The organism is Paenirhodobacter sp. CAU 1674 (assembly GCF_029222945.1).
In the GTDB taxonomy this organism is placed as follows: domain Bacteria; phylum Pseudomonadota; class Alphaproteobacteria; order Rhodobacterales; family Rhodobacteraceae; genus Rhodobacter.
In genome coordinates this window covers 94,404-115,485 of sequence record NZ_JARHUH010000011.1, presented here as the reverse complement: position 1 = coordinate 115,485, position 21,082 = coordinate 94,404, and the positions used below count along the sequence as shown (strand labels likewise).

The 21,082-nt window shown below is 65.0% G+C and carries 14 protein-coding genes and 1 pseudogene; 7 read left to right on the top strand and 8 right to left on the bottom strand.

The window, feature by feature from the left end; translation table 11 throughout:
• Positions 1–4 precede the first annotated feature (4 nt).
• The 3 genes from P2G62_RS15520 to P2G62_RS15510 all read right to left on the bottom strand — a co-directional run bounded on the left by P2G62_RS15520 (position 5) and on the right by P2G62_RS15510 (position 3,510).
• Complete coding sequence (locus tag P2G62_RS15520) at positions 5–1,126, bottom strand: hypothetical protein (protein WP_275735830.1); 1,122 nt, start codon at positions 1,124–1,126, stop codon at positions 5–7.
• Between the two features lie 181 nt (positions 1,127–1,307).
• Positions 1,308–2,828 (bottom strand): type IV secretory system conjugative DNA transfer family protein, encoded by a 1,521-nt coding sequence (locus P2G62_RS15515; RefSeq protein ID WP_275735829.1) that lies wholly within the window; start codon positions 2,826–2,828, stop codon positions 1,308–1,310.
• On the bottom strand, positions 2,821–3,510 hold the full coding sequence (locus P2G62_RS15510) for a hypothetical protein (protein ID WP_275735828.1): 690 nt from the start codon (positions 3,508–3,510) through the stop codon (positions 2,821–2,823). Before P2G62_RS15510 ends, P2G62_RS15515 begins: the two co-directional genes overlap by 8 nt.
• A 75-nt stretch (positions 3,511–3,585) precedes the next feature.
• On the opposite strand from P2G62_RS15510, the gene P2G62_RS15505 reads away from it, so the two are divergent.
• Both P2G62_RS15505 and P2G62_RS15500 read left to right on the top strand, forming a co-directional pair.
• Positions 3,586–5,934, top strand: a complete 2,349-nt coding sequence (locus tag P2G62_RS15505) for a CHAT domain-containing protein (protein WP_275735827.1) — start codon at positions 3,586–3,588, stop codon at positions 5,932–5,934.
• Between the two features lie 95 nt (positions 5,935–6,029).
• Positions 6,030–6,980 (top strand): hypothetical protein, encoded by a 951-nt coding sequence (locus P2G62_RS15500; protein WP_275735826.1) that lies wholly within the window; start codon positions 6,030–6,032, stop codon positions 6,978–6,980.
• Positions 6,981–7,062: 82 nt separating this feature from the next.
• On the opposite strand, the gene P2G62_RS15495 is transcribed toward P2G62_RS15500, so the two are convergent.
• Positions 7,063–7,626 carry a hypothetical protein gene (locus P2G62_RS15495; protein WP_275735825.1) on the bottom strand — a complete coding sequence of 188 codons (564 nt, stop codon included), beginning with the start codon at positions 7,624–7,626 and terminating at the stop codon, positions 7,063–7,065.
• Between the two features lie 153 nt (positions 7,627–7,779).
• Entirely contained in the window at positions 7,780–8,862 is a 1,083-nt protein-coding gene (locus P2G62_RS15490) for a hypothetical protein (RefSeq protein ID WP_275735824.1), read from the bottom strand.
• Between the two features lie 425 nt (positions 8,863–9,287).
• Here P2G62_RS15490 and P2G62_RS15485 point away from each other — a divergent pair, with 425 nt between their 5' ends.
• From P2G62_RS15485 to P2G62_RS15465, 5 genes are all read left to right on the top strand, one after another.
• Complete coding sequence (locus P2G62_RS15485) at positions 9,288–11,069, top strand: hypothetical protein (protein ID WP_275735823.1); 1,782 nt, start codon at positions 9,288–9,290, stop codon at positions 11,067–11,069.
• A 16-nt stretch (positions 11,070–11,085) separates the two neighbouring features.
• The gene (locus P2G62_RS15480) at positions 11,086–11,343 is read left to right on the top strand and encodes a hypothetical protein (protein ID WP_275735822.1); all 258 of its coding nucleotides are present in this window, start codon (positions 11,086–11,088) and stop codon (positions 11,341–11,343) included.
• A 41-nt stretch (positions 11,344–11,384) separates the two neighbouring features.
• Complete coding sequence (locus P2G62_RS15475) at positions 11,385–14,336, top strand: hypothetical protein (RefSeq protein WP_275735821.1); 2,952 nt, start codon at positions 11,385–11,387, stop codon at positions 14,334–14,336.
• A gap of 137 nt (positions 14,337–14,473) precedes the next feature.
• The gene (locus P2G62_RS15470) at positions 14,474–15,829 is read left to right on the top strand and encodes an IS1380-like element ISPme1 family transposase (protein WP_012112698.1); all 1,356 of its coding nucleotides are present in this window, start codon (positions 14,474–14,476) and stop codon (positions 15,827–15,829) included.
• Between the two features lie 386 nt (positions 15,830–16,215).
• Positions 16,216–17,148 carry a porin gene (locus P2G62_RS15465; RefSeq protein ID WP_275735819.1) on the top strand — a complete coding sequence of 311 codons (933 nt, stop codon included), beginning with the start codon at positions 16,216–16,218 and terminating at the stop codon, positions 17,146–17,148.
• Between the two features lie 95 nt (positions 17,149–17,243).
• Here the strand turns inward: P2G62_RS15465 and P2G62_RS15460 are convergent.
• The 3 genes and pseudogenes from P2G62_RS15460 to P2G62_RS15450 all read right to left on the bottom strand — a co-directional run.
• Positions 17,244–17,597, bottom strand: a pseudogene (locus tag P2G62_RS15460) (3-dehydroquinate synthase); the annotation flags it as partial.
• Positions 17,598–17,894: 297 nt separating this feature from the next.
• A complete protein-coding gene (locus tag P2G62_RS15455; protein ID WP_275735818.1) occupies positions 17,895–20,225 on the bottom strand; it encodes a hypothetical protein in 2,331 nt (776 codons plus the stop codon).
• Positions 20,226–20,234: 9 nt separating this feature from the next.
• Positions 20,235–20,963, bottom strand: a complete 729-nt coding sequence (locus tag P2G62_RS15450) for a hypothetical protein (protein ID WP_275735817.1) — start codon at positions 20,961–20,963, stop codon at positions 20,235–20,237.
• Between the last annotated feature and the right edge of the window lie 119 nt (positions 20,964–21,082).

Genomic DNA, 21,082 nt, shown 5'->3' with positions numbered 1-21,082 from the left:
ATGGTTACAGTTTCGGTGCTGCGCCCGTAGCGCTCGACACGCCGTCATAAAGCGTTTCGATCCTGCGGATTTCGTCGCGCGACCAGATTTTCCAGAAGCTGTCCCAAGCGATGTCGGGATCATAGAGCACCAGCAGCAAGCGCTCGGCGCGCCCCGAACGACTGTCACTCGAGACACGGCCGGTCACGACCGGGCCGCAGGCCAGATTGACACTGAAGCTGTCGTTCGCCCAACCCGGCACAGCCACGCGAACCGGCAAGGTTTGCAAACTGTTCGACGCGCAGCTCGTATCGCGCATCTTGTAGGTCGTCAGGTTCTGGCCTCGACGATCAAAAAGCCACTCATTGCCGTTGTTCAGCGCCTGACCATATTTTTCCGTCAAGGCCTGGCGTAGCGTGATTTCAGACAGGTTTTCGGACGGCGCGATATCCCAGCTGCGGGTCACCAGAGCCAGCCGCTGCGGTGTGTCTTCGCTGTCGAACGCGGGCGTAAACTGCACGCCGATGCGATCGCGCCCATCATCGGGCGCATTCCGACGCTGAGCGGTCAGAGCCTCGGCTTTCCAACCAACCCCACGCGTACCACCAATCTCTTCGCGGCCGAGGTCGTAGCCCTCGGCATCCAGCGCCCGCTCCACGTCTGCGCGCAGCATCCCCGGGGTAAGCCCAAGAATATCGAGCCCTTCAACGGGCGCACGCGCATCGGCCGCGCGCAACGGACGCAGCGATGCCTGCATTTCGGCCTTGGTCAGAAAGCCGCCGCCCTGAAACTCCATTCGCATCGCATTCGCGCCCGCGCGCAGCAGTGTGAAGGAAAAGTCTGCCGGGCATTCCGGCGCATCGCCATATGAGCCGTTGATCAAGGCCTTCGACGGCTGCCCCGGCTGGGTCCGGAACACATATTGACAGCGTGCATTTCCCTGAACGGGAGACCAGGCATGGAAACTGATGTTCAATTGCCCCAGATCGCCGATCTGCGTCAGGTCGAGCTTGATACTGTTTCCAGAGGTTTGTTGATAGCCACCCGTCCACACGCCTTCGCTGTCATCAGGGGCATAGCCCTCGGCAAGGGCGCAAAGCGTGCTGGAAAGCAGCACGACGACGGGAAGGCTGATGTGACGTTTCATTTGCATTTGCCCTTTCTGGCGAAGCGCTCGGCACGGGTGCATTTTGGCAATGACGCGCCGTAGGTTAACGGCTTGCCCTGCGTCTGTGACCGGACGTGAGTCCGTCGAAATGACGGCTAAATATGCTTGATCAGACCAAACGGGCGGGTGCGTGGGGCTTGCGCGGGCTTGCGCGAACGTCCTAAAACGGGATCTCGTCGTCGAAATTCGTGCGCGGGTCGATCTGGGGCTGGGCGGGGCCGTCGGGCTTGGTCAGGATCCGTTTCAGCGCCTGATCCAGCGCCTGCGCGCGTGCCGGGTCCAGACCGGGGGCGCGATCGCCAAGCTGCGAACCATCGGGCGGACCACCGGGCCGATCTTCGGGCGCGGGCCTCAGCGGGCGGGTGCGTTTTGCCGCCGCGCGCTCGATCCGGCCCTTGGCGGGCAGGTAGAACGGGTTCGGGCGCGCGCGGGCGCTCAGCACCGGATCGAAGCGATAGTCGGGCGTCTCGGCGCGCATCAGATGGCCCGCGACCTGACACAGCCGCTGCCCCTGAAGGCGCGCCAGCGCCCCCTCGGGCAGACCAAAGAACTGCTCCAGATCGCGCAGCGCCGCCGGCCCTGTCTGGCCGAAGGCGGTGATCAGCCGGGCGTTGTTGCGCAGGCTGGGCCACAGGCCCGGATAGGTCGCGATCAGCTGCGCGGGGTCTTGCCAGCAACTGACGCATTGCACGCCATAGCCGCGCATCAGGGTCATCAGCGTCACGAAAGGCTCCAGTGGCCCCAACTGCGCCGCCTCGTCGATCAGGACCAACGTGGGTCGCGCGGGCGCCCGCGCGCGCCGCGCCAGCGCCTGAATGATCGCGCCAAACCACAGCCGCACCAGCCGTGCATGGCTGCGCAGCATGTGGGGCGGCAGCACGAAATAGATCGTGACCGGGCGCCCTTCGATCAGATGCGACAGCGGCACGCTCGAGGCGCCCAGACAGTCCTGCACCGGGGCGCTGCGCAGCAGTTCCATCGCCTCTTCGACGTAATGCAGCACCCCGCCGATCGTCTCGGGCGCGCCGAGATCGAGAAGCGAGGCCAGCTGCACCACCTCGGGCACACGCGAGCGCGACAGCCAGACCGCCGCCCCCGGACGCAAGCGGCTGCACAGATCGACCAGATCGCCGATGCGCGCCCGCCCCGGGCCAGACGCGTCGGCCACAGTCTGCAAGATCGCCGCGGTCAGAACCTGCCGCGCCTGATTGATCCAGAAGGCATTGCGCGGATCGCCGCGCTCCAGAAGCAGGCAATCGGCCAGCGCGCGGGCCTCGTCATAGGCGTCGGCGCGCCGCAGATCGACCAGATCGAGCGGGTTGAGCCGCGCGCGCGGCAGGCCCGTGACCGCCATCGGGTCGATCACGAACACCTTTTGCCCCTGCTTGCGCCGCCAGTCGGCGGTGACATGCGCGGCCTCGCCCTTGGGGTCGAAAACCAACGCCGGGCCGGTGTGCTCCAACAGCAAGGGCATTATCGCGCTGGTTCCCTTCCCCGCGCCCGTGGGGGCAATGATCAGCGCGTGATCCTCGGGGCCCAGCAGGACCGGGCGCGCGGGGCCCTGCCCCTGATCCGCGCCAAAGCCGATTGGCAGCGCGTCATCAAGCGGCAGCGCGCGGCCCAGATCCAGCCCCTGCGGCACGGGGACGGCGGGGTCCGGGTCTTTGCGCGCCCTAGACATCGGCGAACCCCGTGCGCCGATACAAGAGGCCCAGCGCGCCCTTCACATGGAGGGGCTGCGGCAGATCGCAGATCAGCGCGTCGTCGAGCATCTGCAACTTGCCATCATCATGCAGCGCCAGTGTCACGCGAAAGAGGCCGGTGTCATAGGCCATCACCGCACTGTGGTGGCGCGCCATCGGCGCCGCCGGATCGTCGAAGCCGTAGTCCTGTGCCGCGATCAGGGCCTGCACCTCGGGTGCCAGATCATCCAGCGCATAGCCGAAGGCCAGATCCGCGGCACTGCGGCACAGCAGAAAGCCGCCCTGCTCGGCCCGCAGCGCAGCGCAAAAGAGGCGCGCATAGTCCAGCCAATGGGCTGCAGCGACCAGGCCGCCATCCTCGAGAAACAGCCCCATCGGCGCGCTGAGCACCTCGATCCGGCGATCCAGATGATCCAGCACCGCACCATTCCACAGAAAGCTGGCCAGCCCCAGCCCCTGAGGCGTGTCGATCTGGGCCTCGATCAGGGTCTGGCCGGGCGGCATCGGCAGGGGTGTCGCGCGCAACCGCTGCACACGATGCGCGACATAGCGGGTCAGGTCACTGATCTGGTCGGCCAAGGGGGCGAAGGCATCAGTGCTTTTGATTTCACGGCAGCGCTCGGGCATGATCGGGGGACGAATCCACGGCGATTGGGTCATTTCACTCTCCTTTCGCCCAAATTTACCGAGTGGCGGCCCCCCAAATTTGTGCGGCCTTGCGGAGCCTTTCTGACGATGCCCCTTGACGATTGCCTAAGTGACCCGGAGCTGTTCATCCGTCTGCGCCAAGAGATGGCCGACCGGCGCGATACCGCCGTGACCGAGGTGGACGTGCACGCGTGGCATGCGCGACTGCGCGACTGCACGCGGGGCGCGATCGACGATCCGGCGCAGATCGGCGCGCCCCTGCGCGAGTTGCGCCGGTATCTGTGTTCTCTGGCGGTCAACGCACGGATGTTTGGACTGGCACGAGAACTGCTGGAAAACGCCCGCCCGCCCGAGCCCGTCCCCCCGCCCACCGACGCGCTCCCCCCCGCCGATTTGGCCCCCGCAGATCCAACCCCCGTCGAGCTGGCCGCCACCACCCCGGACGAGCGGGTGCGCTGGCTGACCTTGCAAGCGATGATATTCGAGGGCACGGGTGCGCGGCAGGCCGCGCTGGAGCTCTATACCGCCGCGGGCGAGGACTACTTGCGCCAAGAGGTGCGTCAAGCAGGCCGCTTTCCCGCTTTGACCAATGCCGTGCAGGCAGCCTATGAGCTGGGCGAGCCGCGTCGGGGGGCGCGGCTTCTTGAGCAGGCCGAGACGCTGGCACAGGCAAACACTGACCAGCCCGGGGTGATGTTCAATCTGGCGCTGGCGCGGATGTTTCCTCCCGCCTATGCCTCGGACATCGACGGCTTTGCCGTCCGTCTGGCAGAGGCCACGCAGATCATGGCCTCGGTCCAGCCCGAGGGTTTGCCAGTCCTGGTGCGGTTTGCGGCGCTTGCCTATCTGCAGATGGGCGCGCCCGAGCGTGCCCGCGCAATGCTGCCGCCGCTGCCGCCCGATGACGCCCCGCGCGGCGTGCTGTCGAGCGATACGATGGTGCGGCTGCAGGTGCACATGGCGCAAGGCGCGCCCGGGTCCACGCGGCCCGATCCCGCGCTGGTCGCGCGAGGGTTGTGGCTTATGGGCTGCCCCGAAAGCGTGACCGAGGATTGGGCGCTTTCGGCTACGCTGAGCGCAGCACTCTTCGTGCAAGGCGAAATCGGTGCCGCGACGGTCCTTGCCACGGTCTTCCTGCGCGACCTTGACAGCGCCATCGAGACCCTGCCCCGCGCCGATGGCCTCGGGATGGCCCGGCGCGCGCAGAACCTGACGATCCTTGAGACCCTTGCGGGCGTGCTGACCAGCGCGGGCTATCTGCAGGCGGCAAACGACATCGCATCGCTGCATCACGCATTGCTGTGCGGGGCCCCGGTGCCGCGCGGCGCCTATGCCGATTGGGCGCCCAGCAAGGCGCTGGGAGAGATCGTCGATCGGGCCCGCGAGGTTCAGTCCGAGGCGCGCGCAGGGCGCCTGCCACAGACGGCCCTTGCCGATTTCCTGCGCGCCCAGACCCTGGCGCCCTCCGAGCCCGAGGCGCCTGCCGCGATACCGCCCGATGCGCTGCGCCTTGCCTATCTTGTGCGCGATGGCGCGCTGATCTGCCTTGCGCAGGGGCCATGGGGCGAGCGGGTGGCGCCGGTCCAGATGTCGTTGCCGGAGATCGCCGCCCGGGTGCAAGCACTGCAAGGCGACTTGCGGCGTGGTGCCGCTGCGACCGAGGACCGCGCCGCGCTGGGTCAGGCATTGCTTGATCCGATCGCGGATCTGCTGGCGGGGGTGTCAGCGCTGGAGATCGCAGCCCATGGCGCGGTTGCCGCCCTGCCCTTCGCGGCGCTGCTGCATCGCGCGGCGCCGCTGGGGGAAACGCATCGGCTGACCATCCGCACCGGCCGCGCCCCGCGCCTGAGCGATCCGGTCCGCCCGGGGCCGCCACTGCATGTGGCCTTTGCGCTGGGCACAGGCCATGACGCGCTGAGCGCGCCGCAGGCCGAGGCGCAGGCGATTTTGGCGCTGCATGGCCAGACCGGCACCGCCCTGACCGAATTCAACCGCCCCAGCCTGGCCGCGGTGCTGATCCGTCCGCCGCGGATTCTGCATATCAGTGCGCATTTCCGGATGGATGAGCACGATCCCGCGCGCTCGGCGTTGATCGGCGCGGATGGCGAGGCGGTCGCGCTGAGCCAGCTGTTCAACCGCTCGGTTGATCTGCGCGGGACCGATCTGGTGTTTCTGGCCGGATGCGACAGCGCAGGCGCCCAGGGGCAGGACAGTTTCGCCGCGCAGCTCGTGGCGCTGGGGGCGCGCCATGTGATCGCGGCGCTCTGGCCCGTCGACGATGCGGCAACTCAGGCGTTGGCGGTGGCCACGCATCGCCATCTGGCCGCGGGGGCGGCCCCCGCACAGGCGCTGTCCGCGGCGCAAGACGAATTGCGCGCCGATCCGCGCTTTGCCGCGCCTCGGCACTGGGCGGCGTTTCAATGCTATTGCGGGTGATCGCCCTGCCCCCCGCGCAAGGGCGCGCAAGCCCGCGCAACCGCAAAGATCGGCCGCGCGGCGACACTGCGCGAAACCACGTCAAGGAGGCTTTGATGAGCAACATCCGCACCACCGCCGCACCTACGCCATTGCCACTGACCGAACCCACCGCCGAACCTGCGCGCCCGATGGCCGATTTCGACTGGCAGATCGCGATGCTGTGGACGGCGCTGGGCGGATCAATCGAAAAAAAATTTCTGTGCAACCTGCACCTTGCCACGCTGCTGGAGCTGAGCTCGCAAGCAGGCATCACCAATCGGCGCAGTGGCACCGTGCCGCTCAGCCCGCTTGAGGCCACGGCGATCATCAAGGGCTATCAGCTCAATCACTTCGGGCTGGACGGGTCGCTGTTCGATCTGCGCGATCCGCAGGCCTTCGAGGCCGAATTGCGCGCCCATGGCATCGGGGTTTACGATTCCTCGCGGCGCATCCGTCTGTTGCAGCGGCTTTATGGTGCGCTGGCGTCGCAGGGGCTGAGCATCGAAATCCTGCGCGACCGCCGCGACCGCGGGCTGAGCTATGTCACCGACCGCCGCAGCCCCTATGACATCTACCATGTGAGCGAGCGGGTTCGGCTGCGCGTAACGGGGCGCAAGGGGGCGCATGTGGCGCTGATTCAGGTGCCGCAGGGCACACGCGGGCCGATCGATACGCTGTGGCCCAGCGCGGCGCATCCCGATACCGAACTGACCCAGACGCGCGCGGGCACGTCCGAGCTGATCGTGCCGGGCTATGGTCAGGACGCGATCGAGTTTCGTCCGCCGAGCGATTTCTACCGCCTGCTGGCGGTCGAGGGGGATGCCGAGCTGATCGCGCTGTTTTCCTGCGGTGAGCTGGCGCGGGCCGCGAAGCAGGGCTTTGCCGGTGCCGAGGAAGAGGATACGGCCTTGGGCGAAGCCCCGCCCCGGATGACCGAGGTCGATGCCGGCACCATCCTGGCCTGGCTCGACGCCCATCCCGACGCGCCGCTGCGCGTCGCGCAGCTCGAATATCTTCTGAGATAGCCCGGGGCCGCACCGGCCGAAAACCGACGCGCGCCAGAGCCCCGGCGCGCGTCGGTCTTATCGCCCCGTCTCACCGCCCCGCTCAGCGCGCCGTGCGGTCGCGCAGACGCGGCAGGCTGTCGCGCAGGGCCGGGATCTTCTTCCACGAGCTCAGCACCGCCCCCTGCGCGTCGATCCGCTCCACCACCAGTTTCTGATCGGTCTGAAAATAGACGCCCTTGACGTCGAACAGGGTGATCCGCAGCGGGAACCACGCGGCCGCGGTCAGGAAGGGCACCTCGAAGGCAATCGTCAGGTTCCCCCGCAGATCCCCAAGAATGACGTGCCGCCGATAGGCGCTGAGCTCTTCATGGGTCCAGACCGTATAGGCCTTGCCGATCTCCTCGGCATAGCCCGCGACGTGATCGGGGGCGAAATAGGTATCGCGGCACCAGCCCGCCAGATCGTTGAACTCGTAATAGGTCATGAACGGATAGCCAGAGGTCGCAAAGGTCCGGATGAAGCCGGGCTTGAGCGAATAGCAGATCGCCCCGGGCGGGGCCGTGATGCGCGGCTCGGCCTTGCTGGCAAAGCCGTTGATGATCGCCTCGAAGGGGCGCAGGGCCCCCTGAGCGCCTTTGAAGAACTTGGCCGGAAAGTGTCGCATTGTCTTACCCCTTTTGCCGATCGACGCCGGCGTCCTTCTGGGCTGCCGACAGGGGAAACATGACAAGGGGCCGCGCCGCAGGCCTTGCGCGGCCTTGCGGTGGCTTTTGCCCGCGCCGAAATCGGCGGGCGACAGAGCTTTTGCAGCGGCGGCCTAGCGCAGCTGATGGGCGCTTTTCAGGCCCAGCTTGTCCTTGACCGCGCCCCAGACGTCGAAGCTGCGCGAGCGTTTCAGCCCGATCGCCTCGCCAGCCTGCGCGACGGACTTGCCTTGGGTGATGCCAAGGTAAAGATCGCGCTCTTGCCGGGTCAGCACGTCCAGATGCGACCCCGTAGCCGCCGAAGCACCGCCCTTGGCCCCGCAGGTCAGAATCCAGTGGCTTTCGCGTTTGCCCGCAAAGATCGGATCGGGGTCTAGGCGACTGGCCAGCACGACCATCTCGTCCTCGTCGCCCTCATGGCGCAGAAAGGCGCTCTGATCCCAGCGGATCAGCCCGCTGACCCGAACCGTGCGTGAAAAGCTAAGCCGCCGATCGCGTCCCGACAGCCGGATGATGCCGCTTGCCAGAACCTCGCCGAAAAGTGCGTTGTTTTCCAGCAATTCGCCATTGGCGCCGACGATGCAGATCGGCGCCCCCATCCCCGCCGCCCGGTCCAGCAACCCGGCATTGGACTGGCGGCTGCGCGAAAGCGTCTGCGAGGTGACCCAGGCACTGCGGATCAGGTCGAAATTCTCATGCGCGAAATCCAGCACCCGGTGCGCCTCGGGCGTGTCGGGGCGCTCGACGAACAGGTTCAGCGCCGTCCAATAGCCCGCCACCCGGTCCAGCTCGAAGACGACCGAGTCCTGAAACCCGACCGTGCGCAGCCAGTCGAGGAAGCGACGGTCGGCGATCCGATCCTGCGGGCAGACCTTGGACATCTGGGTCGGATGGTGCGGGTGACAGGTTTTCTGAAACTCGGCCCAGGGGTCGATGGTGCGCAGCTCGGTCAGATAATAGACGATCGCCTCGGTCGAGAAACCGCGGATCAGCGGCGAATGGTATTTCCGCTCCAGCTCGACATCGTTCACGATCTGACAGCTGGAGCGGTCGCGCAGGGTGATCATGGCGGCCTTGGCGCCACTCATCCGCATGATCAGCTCCAGCGCATCGCCCCATTTCAGCGGATCGCGGGCGGCCTCCATCAGCGTGATCGGCAGCAGCTTGTCCCAAAAAGTGGCATTCTCTTTGTTCACGACGCAATTCCCGCACTTCCGCAATGTCGATTGTCGCGAGCGATACCTGCGTGACATCTCCGCCCGTCAGTCGCATCGCCCCGGACGGGGGACAGTAAATGCAGATATTGCGATCCGCTCAAGCAAACACCGCAGTTCCGCCCCCTGCTTTCGCACGCTGTGGGAATTTTGCCGGACTCTGGTCCGGTCACAGCGGCGTGAACGCCCGCTAACCCTTTTGGGTCAGGGGTAATCTTGGGGTCGGGGCGATGACGGTGATTCGCACAGTCGAAACGTTTGGGCGGAATGCGACACGTATCACCCGGTGTGCCGGGGTGCGCCCCCCTGCCCTGCGGCCCACGTCCCGCGCAAGCCACAGCAAGCCCGCGCGATCCACGCCTCTGCACCGCGTGGTCTGGTGGGCGCATAACAATCGGGGGCTATGAATGAAACACAAGATGATGATCTCGCTTGACGGTCTGGCGCTGCTGAGCGCCTGCAAGGATGACGACGCGGTTACCAATGAACTGCTCAGCGAGGCGCTGACGCGGATCACGGCAGCGGCGCGCTCCGACAGCCAGGCGGCCGCCTGCGAAGACCTGATCGCCGCGCGCGACGCGATTGCCGCGATCCGGGCCGATCTGCCCGGCACCGAGGCCGCGCGGCAGATCGCCTCGGGGGCGCAGATCGGCGCGGTCGATCTGGCACAGCTGAATCAGTTGATCGCGCGGGCCGAACTGGCCGCGGCGGTGGACCACTGCGCGATCGGGCCCACCGCGCGCGGTCTGATGGCGGCGCTGGCCGAAGCGACCGCCGCGCGGCGCGGTGAAAGCGTGCAGCAGACGCTGGAGGAGCTGCCGCAGGATTATCGCACTTATCTGGCGCTGCTGGATCAGGGGGCGGCGGGCGCCAAGGCCTTTGCCGGGCAGACCCGGTCGCTGCCCGACCGCGATATCTTTGATCTGATGTATCGCCTGCTGACCGCGGGGCACGAGGACGCCGTGCAGGCCTGGCTGGAGCAGATCGATCCCGCGCCCGGATCGCGCATCAGCGACTGGCCGGCGTTCATGGAACTGGTCGCGGAATATCGTTCGGGGCGCAATCTGGTGCAGACCCCGGTGACGATGGCGATGGCCGCGCGGCTGGCCCGGTCGCAGGGCGCCGCCGCCGATCATCTGGTGACGCAGCTGGGCGGGATCGAGGCCTTCACCGTGGCGTTGGGCGATCGGCCCGCGGCCAAGCTGGCCGAATGGCAGGGCAAGGGCTGGATCAAGGATGGTTCGGACGCGGCGGCGATTGCGGCAGTGGTGTTGTGGCGTGCGGGCCAGACCGATGCCGCGCGCGCCCTGTTTGGCACCCGCGCGATGGCCGAGAACGATTTCGCCATCGACAGCCTGCCCGACTGGCTGCCCCCCGAGGCGCAGGCCGATCTGCTGCGCAGCGCGCAGCAAACGCCCGTCGCCGGACGCGACCTTGCGCGCATTCTGGTCGCGCTGATCGGTCTGGGGGACAAGGACGCGCTGCAGACCTTTGCCCAAGATCCCACGATGGCCGAACATGCGGCCCGCTTCGCCTTTAACGCCGGGCGCGCGATTGGGCAGGCTAACGATCAGGCGTGGCTGGATAGCGTGCTGGGCCTGCCGGATGCGCAGTTTCCGGAGCAGGCGCAGCTTGCGCTGCAAGACGGCTGGATGATCGAGCGCGCAATCGCGGGCGAGGTGGAAAGCCTGCCGCAGGCGATCCGCCAGCTGCCGCCCGAGATGGGAATGCGGCGGCTGGTGCAGACGATGTGGCATCTGGTCGCCGCCGATCAGCCCGCCGCCGCCGAGGCGCTGTTCGCGCAGCTGCTGGATGTCGATGTGACGGGCGATCAGGCAGACCCCGATGGCCGTCTGCTGGATGCCGCCCTGCTGGCGGGGCAGTTCGAATTTGCTACGCAGGCGATGACCGTGCTGGACAATGCCTTTGCCAGCCCAGAACAGGCGCTGCGCCTGCGCCTGGCGCACGCGGCCCCGGGGGATCAGGCCGCACTGATGCGCTTTCTGGCGGCGCTGGATCAACGCACCAACGGGCGCGCGGCCGAGATGCTGGCCAAGATCGACCGGATGAGCACAGGCCAGCCGGCTCTCGCCGCGCGCTACGCCCTCTCACTCACGGGCTCCGCGCGCGAAATCGCGCTGGAGAATTTGATGCAGGCCTGGCCCGGTCAAACCCCGAATATCCGTTGACGATGCAGGAATAAACATGGCCAACACGGCCGTAACATCCGCCAGACTAATGCCGGCCGAGATCATCTATGCCCTACCGGGTCTAAGTCTTCTGTTCCCCGTGTCACTTGCGGGGTGCTGCGCCATCTTCGCCGTGGTCTGGACGCTGGTGCGCCTGATCGGCGGCTTCGCGCTCGCGCTCAAGGAGCAACCGATCCGGGCCGCGGGCGCGATAGGCTTCGTGGCGCGGCAATTCCCGCTCTGGGGCAGTGGCCTCTTGTGGGATCACGGATAGTTAAGCACGCTATCCCGGCATTTATGCTCCTCGGAGGCCTTATGATGAAGCTATTGGTTCGCCTGATCTTTGTGCTGGTGTTCGTGGTTCAAGCGTATTTTCCCGCCGCGGCCCAAACGCCCGAAGGCACGTGGGTCAGCACCCCCGATTCCGCATTCATTGAAGCGCTCAGCGATGCCGAGAGAAAGGCAATCGAAGCCTCGCTCGCCAAGGGCGGCTGGGCCAACGACTTCGTCGGTTGGGCAAAGTATATCGCAGATCCGAGTTACGAATTCTCCGCAATGGGGGATGGTCTGTTTCTCGCCGCACAACCGACATGGAGCGGCAAGGGCTGGCGCAATCAATGCGCCCGCCAGGACCTCATCTTGCAAAAACTCGCGCGCGATTGGGCGGTGATCATCGACGCTCTGGCCGAGCGCGCGGCACAGGATGGGCAAACGGCTCCGGAGACCGGGTATGATTTTGGCGCAGCCTACGTTCACGGCCCGGACGTCTTCCTGCTCTGGCGCGCGATGGAGGACTCGCACTCTCTGAAAAGCGGCGATCACAATTTATATTCGGCGATCGGGAGTTACTATTTCCAAACGCTGATTTTCGCAATCGAGCGCGAACCGTGCGAGGCGACTGAATTCGAACTGCGTATCGGTGGGGCGGATTATGTCGAGCAGGTCTTCAAGGCGCGGATGTTACAGGACCTTGGCAAGCGTCTCGCGGATATCGACAAGAATCCTCTGCTCGCCGCCTGGCCTGCGGATATGGATCGACTATGGGCCGTCGAAGAAGAATACACGAACGTCACAATAACGACTACTCCTAAATTTCCAGAATCGCTTAAAAATATGAAGGCAAAGAGGTTCTTTCCTTTCGATCAAGAGTGGAAACATGAGCACACGCCTGAACGTGCGGCAGAATTATACAACCGAACGGTCGATCACATAGAGTTGCCAGATATTGCGCCGATTATCCAAGACAAACAGCCAAAGAGAATCCGTGTAGACGGAACGCTCGGGTTGGCACCTTATCTGACATACGATTACGGCCCGACGTCCGGAAAGGACCGTATATGTAGCCTCCTCGAAAACACCGACGTCTACCTCATCAATGCACATGAATCAGGCATCGGTTTAATTATTCGTCTTCCGAATTGCCATCTACGCTCGCTCGAAATTCGTGACAGCGACATTTCACTCGACCTCTCCGGCGCGACCGTCGACAAGGATGTCACCATCACCAACTCCGTGATGTCTGGCGAGATCAATCTGAACTACCTCGTTGCGCGCAAGGTCACGCTTGCCGATCTGCGCCCGTTGCGCATCGAGCGCAACGAAAAGGCCGGTGTGCAAGATGAAAAGGTGGGGATTTATGCCGGTTCCGCGAGGATTGCCGACGAGTTCGTGGTGCGAGACGTTTCTGCAAATGAACTGTGGGCGGGCAAATCGGAAGCAAAAGTCTTTCGGATCACGCGCTCGACGTTTGCAAACGAAGCAAACTTCTGGGGTGTGAATGCCGATACAATGTTCTGGTCGGGCTCGAAGGCCAAAAAGTTGACGGCTTGGTATTCAAAGTGGCATCAGATTCAGGTGTCTGACGATGATAACACCGACACGCGTCACCCCAGTGAAATTTCCGATCTGGAGCTAAAATTCGTGACGGTCGACGGTCATGTGTATTTTGGAAGATCGACAATCGATGAAGCCATCATCTGGAGTTTGTCCGCAAACGACGTGGAACTGTCGTGCCTCAAGATCGCCAAGACAATCAGCTTCGAAGATTCCAGCATCGGCTCGGTCTTGGCTTGGGAAAACGATATTGGCCGTCTGAACCTGAATAGGGTGCGCGGAAATGCCCTGCTCTTCCAAGGCACGAAAATACCCCAGACAAGTAGCGAACCCGAGGGCGATAGCACCAAGCCAGCGCCCGTGGAGACCGCAGCGAACGCGCTCACCGACGCGAAAGGCGAGTGTCTTCTGACGAACCGTATCAAGGTTCTTACCCTAACGGACGCGCATTTCGACACCGCCCGGATCGGCCTGCCGATCGAGAAACAACTCTACGCCAATGGCGCAACCATCGGCTCGCTCATCGTGCCCGGCAACCGTGCCGCCTTTGCCCCCGGGGCCGATCTCAACCTTCGCCATTCGAAGATCGGCAGCCTCGTTCTCACCCGCAAGGGCCTGAGCCCGGCGGATGGCCCGCGCAGTCTTTCGATCGACGGCGCGGAACTGGGCCGCATCACGCTGTTCGATCCGGCCAAGGACGATGGCGCGATGGATCTGCCCGACCCCGACGACAAGGAGGCGAAAGATGAAGAAGCGCCTCCGACGGCCAGCCCCAATGGGGAGCAGGATGTGACCGCGCTCTATTTCGACGAGTTGCTGCCCTCGCTCGGGGTTGCGCTGAAGGACGGGCGCTATGACCGCGCGCAGCCCAGCAATTATTCCGGCACCACTTACGGCACGCTGCGACATGCCGCGCTGGCCGAGGGCTACCCTGAGCTCGAACGCAAGATCGCCATTCTACAAAATGACCATTACGCCGCTGCCATCGCCAGCCAGAACCCGGTCCGGAAAGTGTTTTACTGGCTCGGCTATCACATCAACCAATATGGCTACGACAACGCGCAGGCGGTGGTGATCTTGCTGGTGATCTGGCTGCTCGGCGCGTTGGTGCTGCATGCCGATGTGATCTGGTGGCTGGTGGCCAAATTGGCGGTCTGGGGACTGCGGTTGCTCCACAGCCCGCGCGCCGACAGGATTGCAATACCCGCGTCTTGCCCGCGGCCGCGGGTAACGGGGCTGTTTTTCAGCATCGACCGGACCATTCCGACGCTGCAACTCGACAACAAATTCGCTCAGCCCGGGAGTGAAAACTGGTTCGAGCAATCGTCGACCCGTGTCGCGCGCGGTTTGATCGCTCTGCTCTACCTGCAGCGGCTGGCGGCCTTCATCGTGATCGCCTTCATGGTCGGCGGCATCCTGAACGTGTTCCAGTGAACCGGCACTGGCCGCGCCACTTTGGGCAGCCAACAGGATTTACCCCACATTCTCCAAGTAAGTCGCTGATTTCGCTGTCGTAATCGTGATATTTCGCATATAAATCATGGCGTTGACGGCTGCGAGGGGCGCGTTTCATGGATCACCTGGAGGGTGCGGGCTTGGCGCGGGGAGATCGGGTTGATTTCGACCGCCGTGTGCGTCTGGAGTTCCGTGGTGCGCAGATCAGTTCAGACGGTGGCCTGCTGGTGATGCGCGAGCTTGATGACGTGCTCGGCCTGTCCAATCTGGCGTCGGAGGCGCTGCGAGACAGCCGCACCGGGAAGAACACGCTCCATCGGCTTGACGGATTGTTCCGGCAATCGGTGTTCGGACGACTGGCCGGATACGAGGATGTGAACGATGCCGACCGCTTGGCCCTCGATCCCGTGATGCGTCAGGTCGTTGGCGGCAGGGCCGTCGAGGCGCAAGCTGCTTCGGCATCGCAGATGGGACGGTTCGAGACCGAGACGCTGGCTCTGGCCGCGAACCGGGCGGCGCTGGCCGATCTGAACGGCCAATGGATCGACCGGTTTCATGACCGCAACGGGTTGAAATACATCGTGCTGGACATGGACAGCTCGGTCAGCCCCACCCACGGCGATCAGGAAGGTGCTGCCTGGAACGGGCATTTCGACTGCACCTGCTATCACCCCATCTTCTTGTTCAACCAGTTTGGCATGCTGGAGCGCTGCGCCCTGCGTAACGGCAATGTCCACAGCGCCGATGGCTGGCGGGATGTCCTTGATCCCGTCATTGCCCGATATGCTGGCCGCGACCTTGGTGGACGCTTCTTCCGGGCCGACGCTGCCTACGCGATCCCCGCGATCTATATGCGGCTGGAAGAAGCCAGGTTCTTCTACGCCATCCGTCTGCCCGCCAACGCCGTCTTGCGCGAGAAGATCGCGCATCGGCTGACACGGCCCGTGGGACGGCCTTCGCTGACCAAGGTCAAACGGTTCTTCGAGGACTTCGAGTATCAGGCGGCGTCCTGGGACAAGCCGCGCCGCGTCATCGCCAAGATCGAATGGCATCCGGGCGAGCTGTTCCCCAAAGTCGGCTTCATCGTCACCAACCTGCCGATGGAGCCAGACTGGGTGGTGAGGTTCTACAACCAGCGCGGCACCGCAGAGCAGCACATCAAGGAAGGCAAATATGCCTTTCGCTGGACGCGGCTGTCATGCCGGAAGTTCCGGCACAACGAGGTGCGGCTGCAACTGCACGCGCTGGCCTACAACCTGGCAACCTTCCTGCGCTGCATCGAACTGCCCGAGGCCATGGCGGACTGGTCGTTGACCAGCCTGCAACTCAAGCTGATCAAGATCGGCGCCCGCGTCGTCCGCCACGCCCGCGCCATTACCTTCCAGTTGGCCGAGGTCGCCGTCACCGGCCCGATGGTGCGGGCCGTCCTTGCCGCCATCCGCCGTCTTCGAACGCCTCCGTCATGCGCATGACCACGATCCATGCCCAAGCTGAACGAAAGCGGCAGGACAGGTCCGTCTGCCGCGCGGAAAAGCGGCTCTGCCGGGCCAGAATGCTGCGGGTTCGAGGCTTGATCCACCCGACTTCGGCCGTTTGCGCGACGACAGACACCGCTCGGGGCGAAAAACGCTTGCCCAGCGAGCAAAATCAGGCGATCTTGAAGTCAAGCGGCAGGCCACTTGGGGAATGTCGGATCAAGACAAAAGGACCAAAACCGTGCTGAGTACAAATGTCACATGTAGCCTCGCGGCAACATATATTTTCGATTTCAGAGAGTTCGCTGGCTCCAAATTGCAGACTCAGCGCCCCTGCGTTAACTATTCTTAATAAGAACTTAATGCATTTTCTGGAGGATCCCATGAAACGTTCCCTCACTCTGCTCGCGGCCCTGTCGCTCACGGCGGCCCCCTTTGCGGCAGCCTATGCGCAGGACATCACCGGCGGCGCGACCCTCGGCTACGGCTTTTCGGACATCTCCGATATGAATCTTGATGTCGACAGCCTGACCTTCGACGGTCGCATCAAGGTTGATGTCGGCAATGGTATCAGCTTCGGCGCGCGTCTTGACGCCGCCCGCGTCGATATCGACGGCGCCCCCGACACGATCGGCGCCTCGGTCATCGGTGCCGATGTGGCCTATGCCTTCGGCAACGGCTTCTCGTTCGGCGTCTATGCCGAGCAAGGCAAGATCACGACCGACATGCTGCCCCTCGACATCACGCTGACCTCTTACGGCGTGAGCGGCGGCTATGCCTTTGCCAAGGGCGATGTCAGCGCCTTCGTCGGCGTCTCCGACACCAGCCCCGACCTGCCGGGCAACGTTGACATCCACGACTTCGGGATCGCGGGCAAATACGCCCCGATGGAGAACCTGGTTCTGGCCGGTGCCTTCACCCGCACCACGGTCAGCATCCCGGGCGACGATATGGACCTCGACTTCCTCGGCGTCGCGGCGGCCTATGACATGACCCCGAACTGGACGGTCTTCGCGGGCTATGCCAACAGCTCGATCGACTTCGGCGGGCTCGATGCGGATCTCGACAGCTACGGCATCGGCGTCAGCTATGACACCTCGGCGCTGATCAAGGTGAACTCGTTCGCCTCGCTCGAACTGGCGCGCACCGACCTGTCGGTGGACGGCATGGGCGATGGCGACATGGATACCGTGCGCATCGGCCTGACCTTCCCGATCGGCGGCATGGGCACCAAGGTTCCGATGAACAGCGTTGCCGACGCGATCATGAACCCGGCCCACAGCGCCGTGTCGCAAACGGTTCTGGCCGCTTTCTGATCGGCCTATCCTGATGAAACCGGGCGTCGGCCAGTCCTTGGCCGACGCCCTTTTCTATTGCTTGGCCCGGTTTTACCGACCGTTTCCGCCGCGATTTAGCCGCGCGTGGCCAGCGCCTCGACCAGCACCGTTTTCAGCACGTCACGCGGCACGTCCGAGGTCACAAAAGCCTCGCCGATCCCGCGCGCGAGGATGAAGCGCAGCTTGCCATCGAGCACTTTCTTGTCTTGGCCCATCAGCTCGATCAGCGCGTCGGCATCCGGCAAGTCCCCGGGAATATCAGACAGATCCACCTTCATCTTCATGTCGCGCAGATGGGCGCGCACGCGGCTTGGTGCCTCTTGTGCGCACAGGCCCAGCCGCTGGCTGAGCTCAAAGGCCAGCGCGCAGCCGATCGCCACGCCCTCGCCATGCAAAAGCCGCTGGGAATAGCCGGTGGCGGATTCGAGTTTACAACTCAGCCTTTCCAAAATTGCGTAAAGCACGGACAAATGACAATAATTTTGTTCAGCCCGTCCAGTCCATCATGGGCGCGACCGAGAGGCGCGCAGCCGAAATGAGTTGTGGTGTTTGCTTCATACTGACGACATGCCTCTGGCCCGGTGCGGCGTCTCGCGGGCCGGGCCCGTGGCTGCGATCTGCGCGCTCTCACGCCCGGCCTTTACACCAGATGCGCGGGGCCATGAAAGCCGTTCTTCGCCATTTCGCGAGGTCAGCGCGCCGCGCTCCCCCGGCACCTTGCCCCCTCACATCGGCCCGAAGCTTTGCGCCATATAGGTCACCACCGCATCGAATTCGGCCTTGCGTGCCTGCGGATAGGTGATTTCGAACACCCGAAGCAACCCGTCGCGATCTTCCAGAACCCGGCGGTAGAAGATGTTCGTTCCACTAAATCCCGACACCACATACCAGCCCGGACCCGCACGTTCATAGGTGACGCGACGCTGCGCCGGATCGGATTTTTCGCGGGCGATCTGTTGGCGCTGGCTCAGTCCCTCGGCATTGTATTGCGCGAAGACGTAGAAGACCGCCGTGCCGTCGACCGACTGGAACAGCCGCCCGTCGCCACTGTCGGGCGCGGGCGTGGGACGGAAATAGCTTGCCGGGAACAGGATCGTGGTGCCGTAGCGCTGATTGCGATACAGCGCATAGCCGCCCTCCATCGGGGTGAACGTGTCGGGATCGGCGGCGGGCGCGGGGGTGACCGGCGGCATCGGCACGGGCACAGGGGCTTGCGCGCCCTGCCCCGTGGCGCCCTGCATCGCCTTCCCCTGCTGCACCGGTTCAGGCGCGGCCTGCGAGGCCGCCCCGCCAGCCCCCCCTGTCTGAGCAAAGGCCGTTCCCCCCTGCCAGCGCCCGGCCAGAGACTCGGTCGCAGGCGAGGGCCGCGTGGCCGTGGGCGGCTGCCCGAACCAGTCTTCATCCGTTTGCGGCGCGGACGCCGTCTCTGGCGCCCCTGATCCGGTTGGCATGACCGCGCGCGCGGTCACCGTCTCGGCCGGGACGCTGCCTGCCGCACCGCTGTCCGGCTGCGGCACGGCCTTTTGCGCGGGGGTCTTGCCGATACCTGCGCCCGGGTCGGGACAGGCCTTGATGTCATCGGGCATGTGCATCTTCACCTCGCGCAGCACCTCGGACAGCGCCCCCTCGTCCAGAAAGGCCTTGGGCGCCGTGACCAGCATGCCCATGCGCTCATCTCCGGGCAGGCAATGATCGTGGATCAGCAAACGGTTCAGACCGGCACTGTCCCCGGCAACCGGCCAGTCGTATTTCGTCACCGGCCACCCGAAAGAGATGGCACCGCGGTGGAAGGTGCCCTCGGGCACCAGAGCGCCGGGCCCATCCGGCCCTGTCAGCGCCGCGCCGCGCGCCAGGGTGATCGTGACGCTGCCATCGGCATTGACGAAACGGATGCGCGCATCGCCCGCCTCGGATGTGGCGGTCCAGCCGATCGGCAGACGGTAACTGAACAGCCCGCCCAAGGCCTGACCGCTGGCCCGCGGCTGCACCGGTCCGGGCGGCGCCACCCCGAAGGGCGGCGCGATGTCCGGGCGCACGCCTTGCGCAGCAAGATCGGACCCTTCGGGCAGAACGCCCGGGGCACAGGGGGCAGAGCCTTCGGGCAGAACGATGGCCCCCTTGGCCACCATCTCCGCGACATCGGGCGCATGAAACAGCCCCGGCATGCCCGCAAAACGCAACGAAATCGCCGCACCGTCGGGCAGACACGTTTCCAGCACAATCACACGCGCCTGACCGATGTCGCCCGTGCCGTCGTCTTCGGTTTCGGAGCCGTCTTCATGTGCGAAGACCTGCGCCTTTTGCCCCATGAACAGCACCGCCTTGCCGGGCGTGCCGATCCGCATCGGGCCGGTATTGACCGCCCCGCGGCTCAGCTGAATGCGCCCGTCGAGTGCATCGGTATGCAGGCGAACGTCCTCGGCATCCGTATCGCGCGCGCCAGACCAGCCCGGCCCGACCGGCATCCGCACCACGCCCCCCAGAAAATCGCGCTGCACCTGCTCGCCCGGGGGCGGCAGGACCAGACCGCCCAGAAACTGCGCGAACATCGTTTGGTAGTCGTCCAGATCGCGGCCCATCGCCATGACCGAGACGATCAGCCGGTCCTCGCCCTGCATCGGCAGATCCGACACCAGCGCCTCCATCCGGCCTTTCACACCCGCCTCGGGCGGGGCCTCGGCGGTATAGCGGCGAAAGACCTGACCGCTGGGCAGCACAAGCGCGGCCCCGTCGAATGTGGCATCTTCGCGTTTCATGTCGCGCTCTGGCGCATCGGAAAAGGCGATGCCCAGACCAAAGCCTTCGCGGGTCTTTTCATCGCCCTCGCCCCAGACATGCTCGTCCCGCCCGTCGCGCAGCACCATCAGCCCCGGCGGCAGCCGCAGATCAATGCCGTTGACCCGCGCTGCCTGCCAGTCTGCGGGCACCTGCGGCGCAACGAAAACCTCGGGCGCAGAGGTGCCCGCGGTTTGCGCGGCAGCGGGCGCCACCAAGGCGGAACAGGCCAGCAGGGCGGCCAGCAGTGCATGACGATAGGGGGTGGAAAACGGAATCATGACATGTCCTCACGATGCAGGAGCGCGCGCCCCACTGCGGGCGGGGCTGAGCGGCAGGCCGGGAATGCCGCGCTGCGACAGGGCCTTGAGCAATTTGCTGCCTGCGGGATGCAGGCTGTCGGTTTCGATGATCAGATCGGGATGCCCCCGAACCCGCAGCGCGATGCCACGCCGTTCGCGCGCCAGCATCACCGCCCCTGCCGGGCCATAACGGCCGGAGGCCAGTAGAAACGGCACCACGGCACGCATCCAGCGCGGCAGATCACGCCGCCATGGCCCCACTTCGCTGATCTCGGCATAGGGCACATGCCAGCACGCGACGCCCCGGGTCATCTCCAGCGCCTCGGGCGTCAGGCGCAACGCGAAACTCTCTGACCGCCAGGCGATGAACAGAAGGCTGGTGCTCAGCAGGGCCATCGGCCACATCAGCCAAGCCGAAGGATGCAGCGCACCCGACCCCAAGTCGGGCGTCGCCCAGACAGGAAAGGCCGCAAACAGCCCCGCCAGCGCAAACCCCAGAAGATCCGGGATGACGATGGCCGAAGCTGCCGCATAGGTGAAATCACCCCGGCCCGGGCGCCGTGCGACCGCATAAACCACCAGCCCCGCCCCGATCAGCCCGGCTGCCCAGCCCCATCCTGCCCGCGGACCGGCGATCAGCGCGGCCAGCACCAGTGCCAGAACCACCGCCCGCAGCACCAGCCCCCACAGGGCGACAAGATGGGCCTCCTTGCGCATCACGCCTCCTTCCCTGTGCGAGTTTACACCTCCGGCGGGACGCTGCTGTGACCTGAATCAACGCGGCAGGCACGGTTTGGCGATAGGGTGCCCGTGTCGTGCCCGGCGCTGAAGGCCGG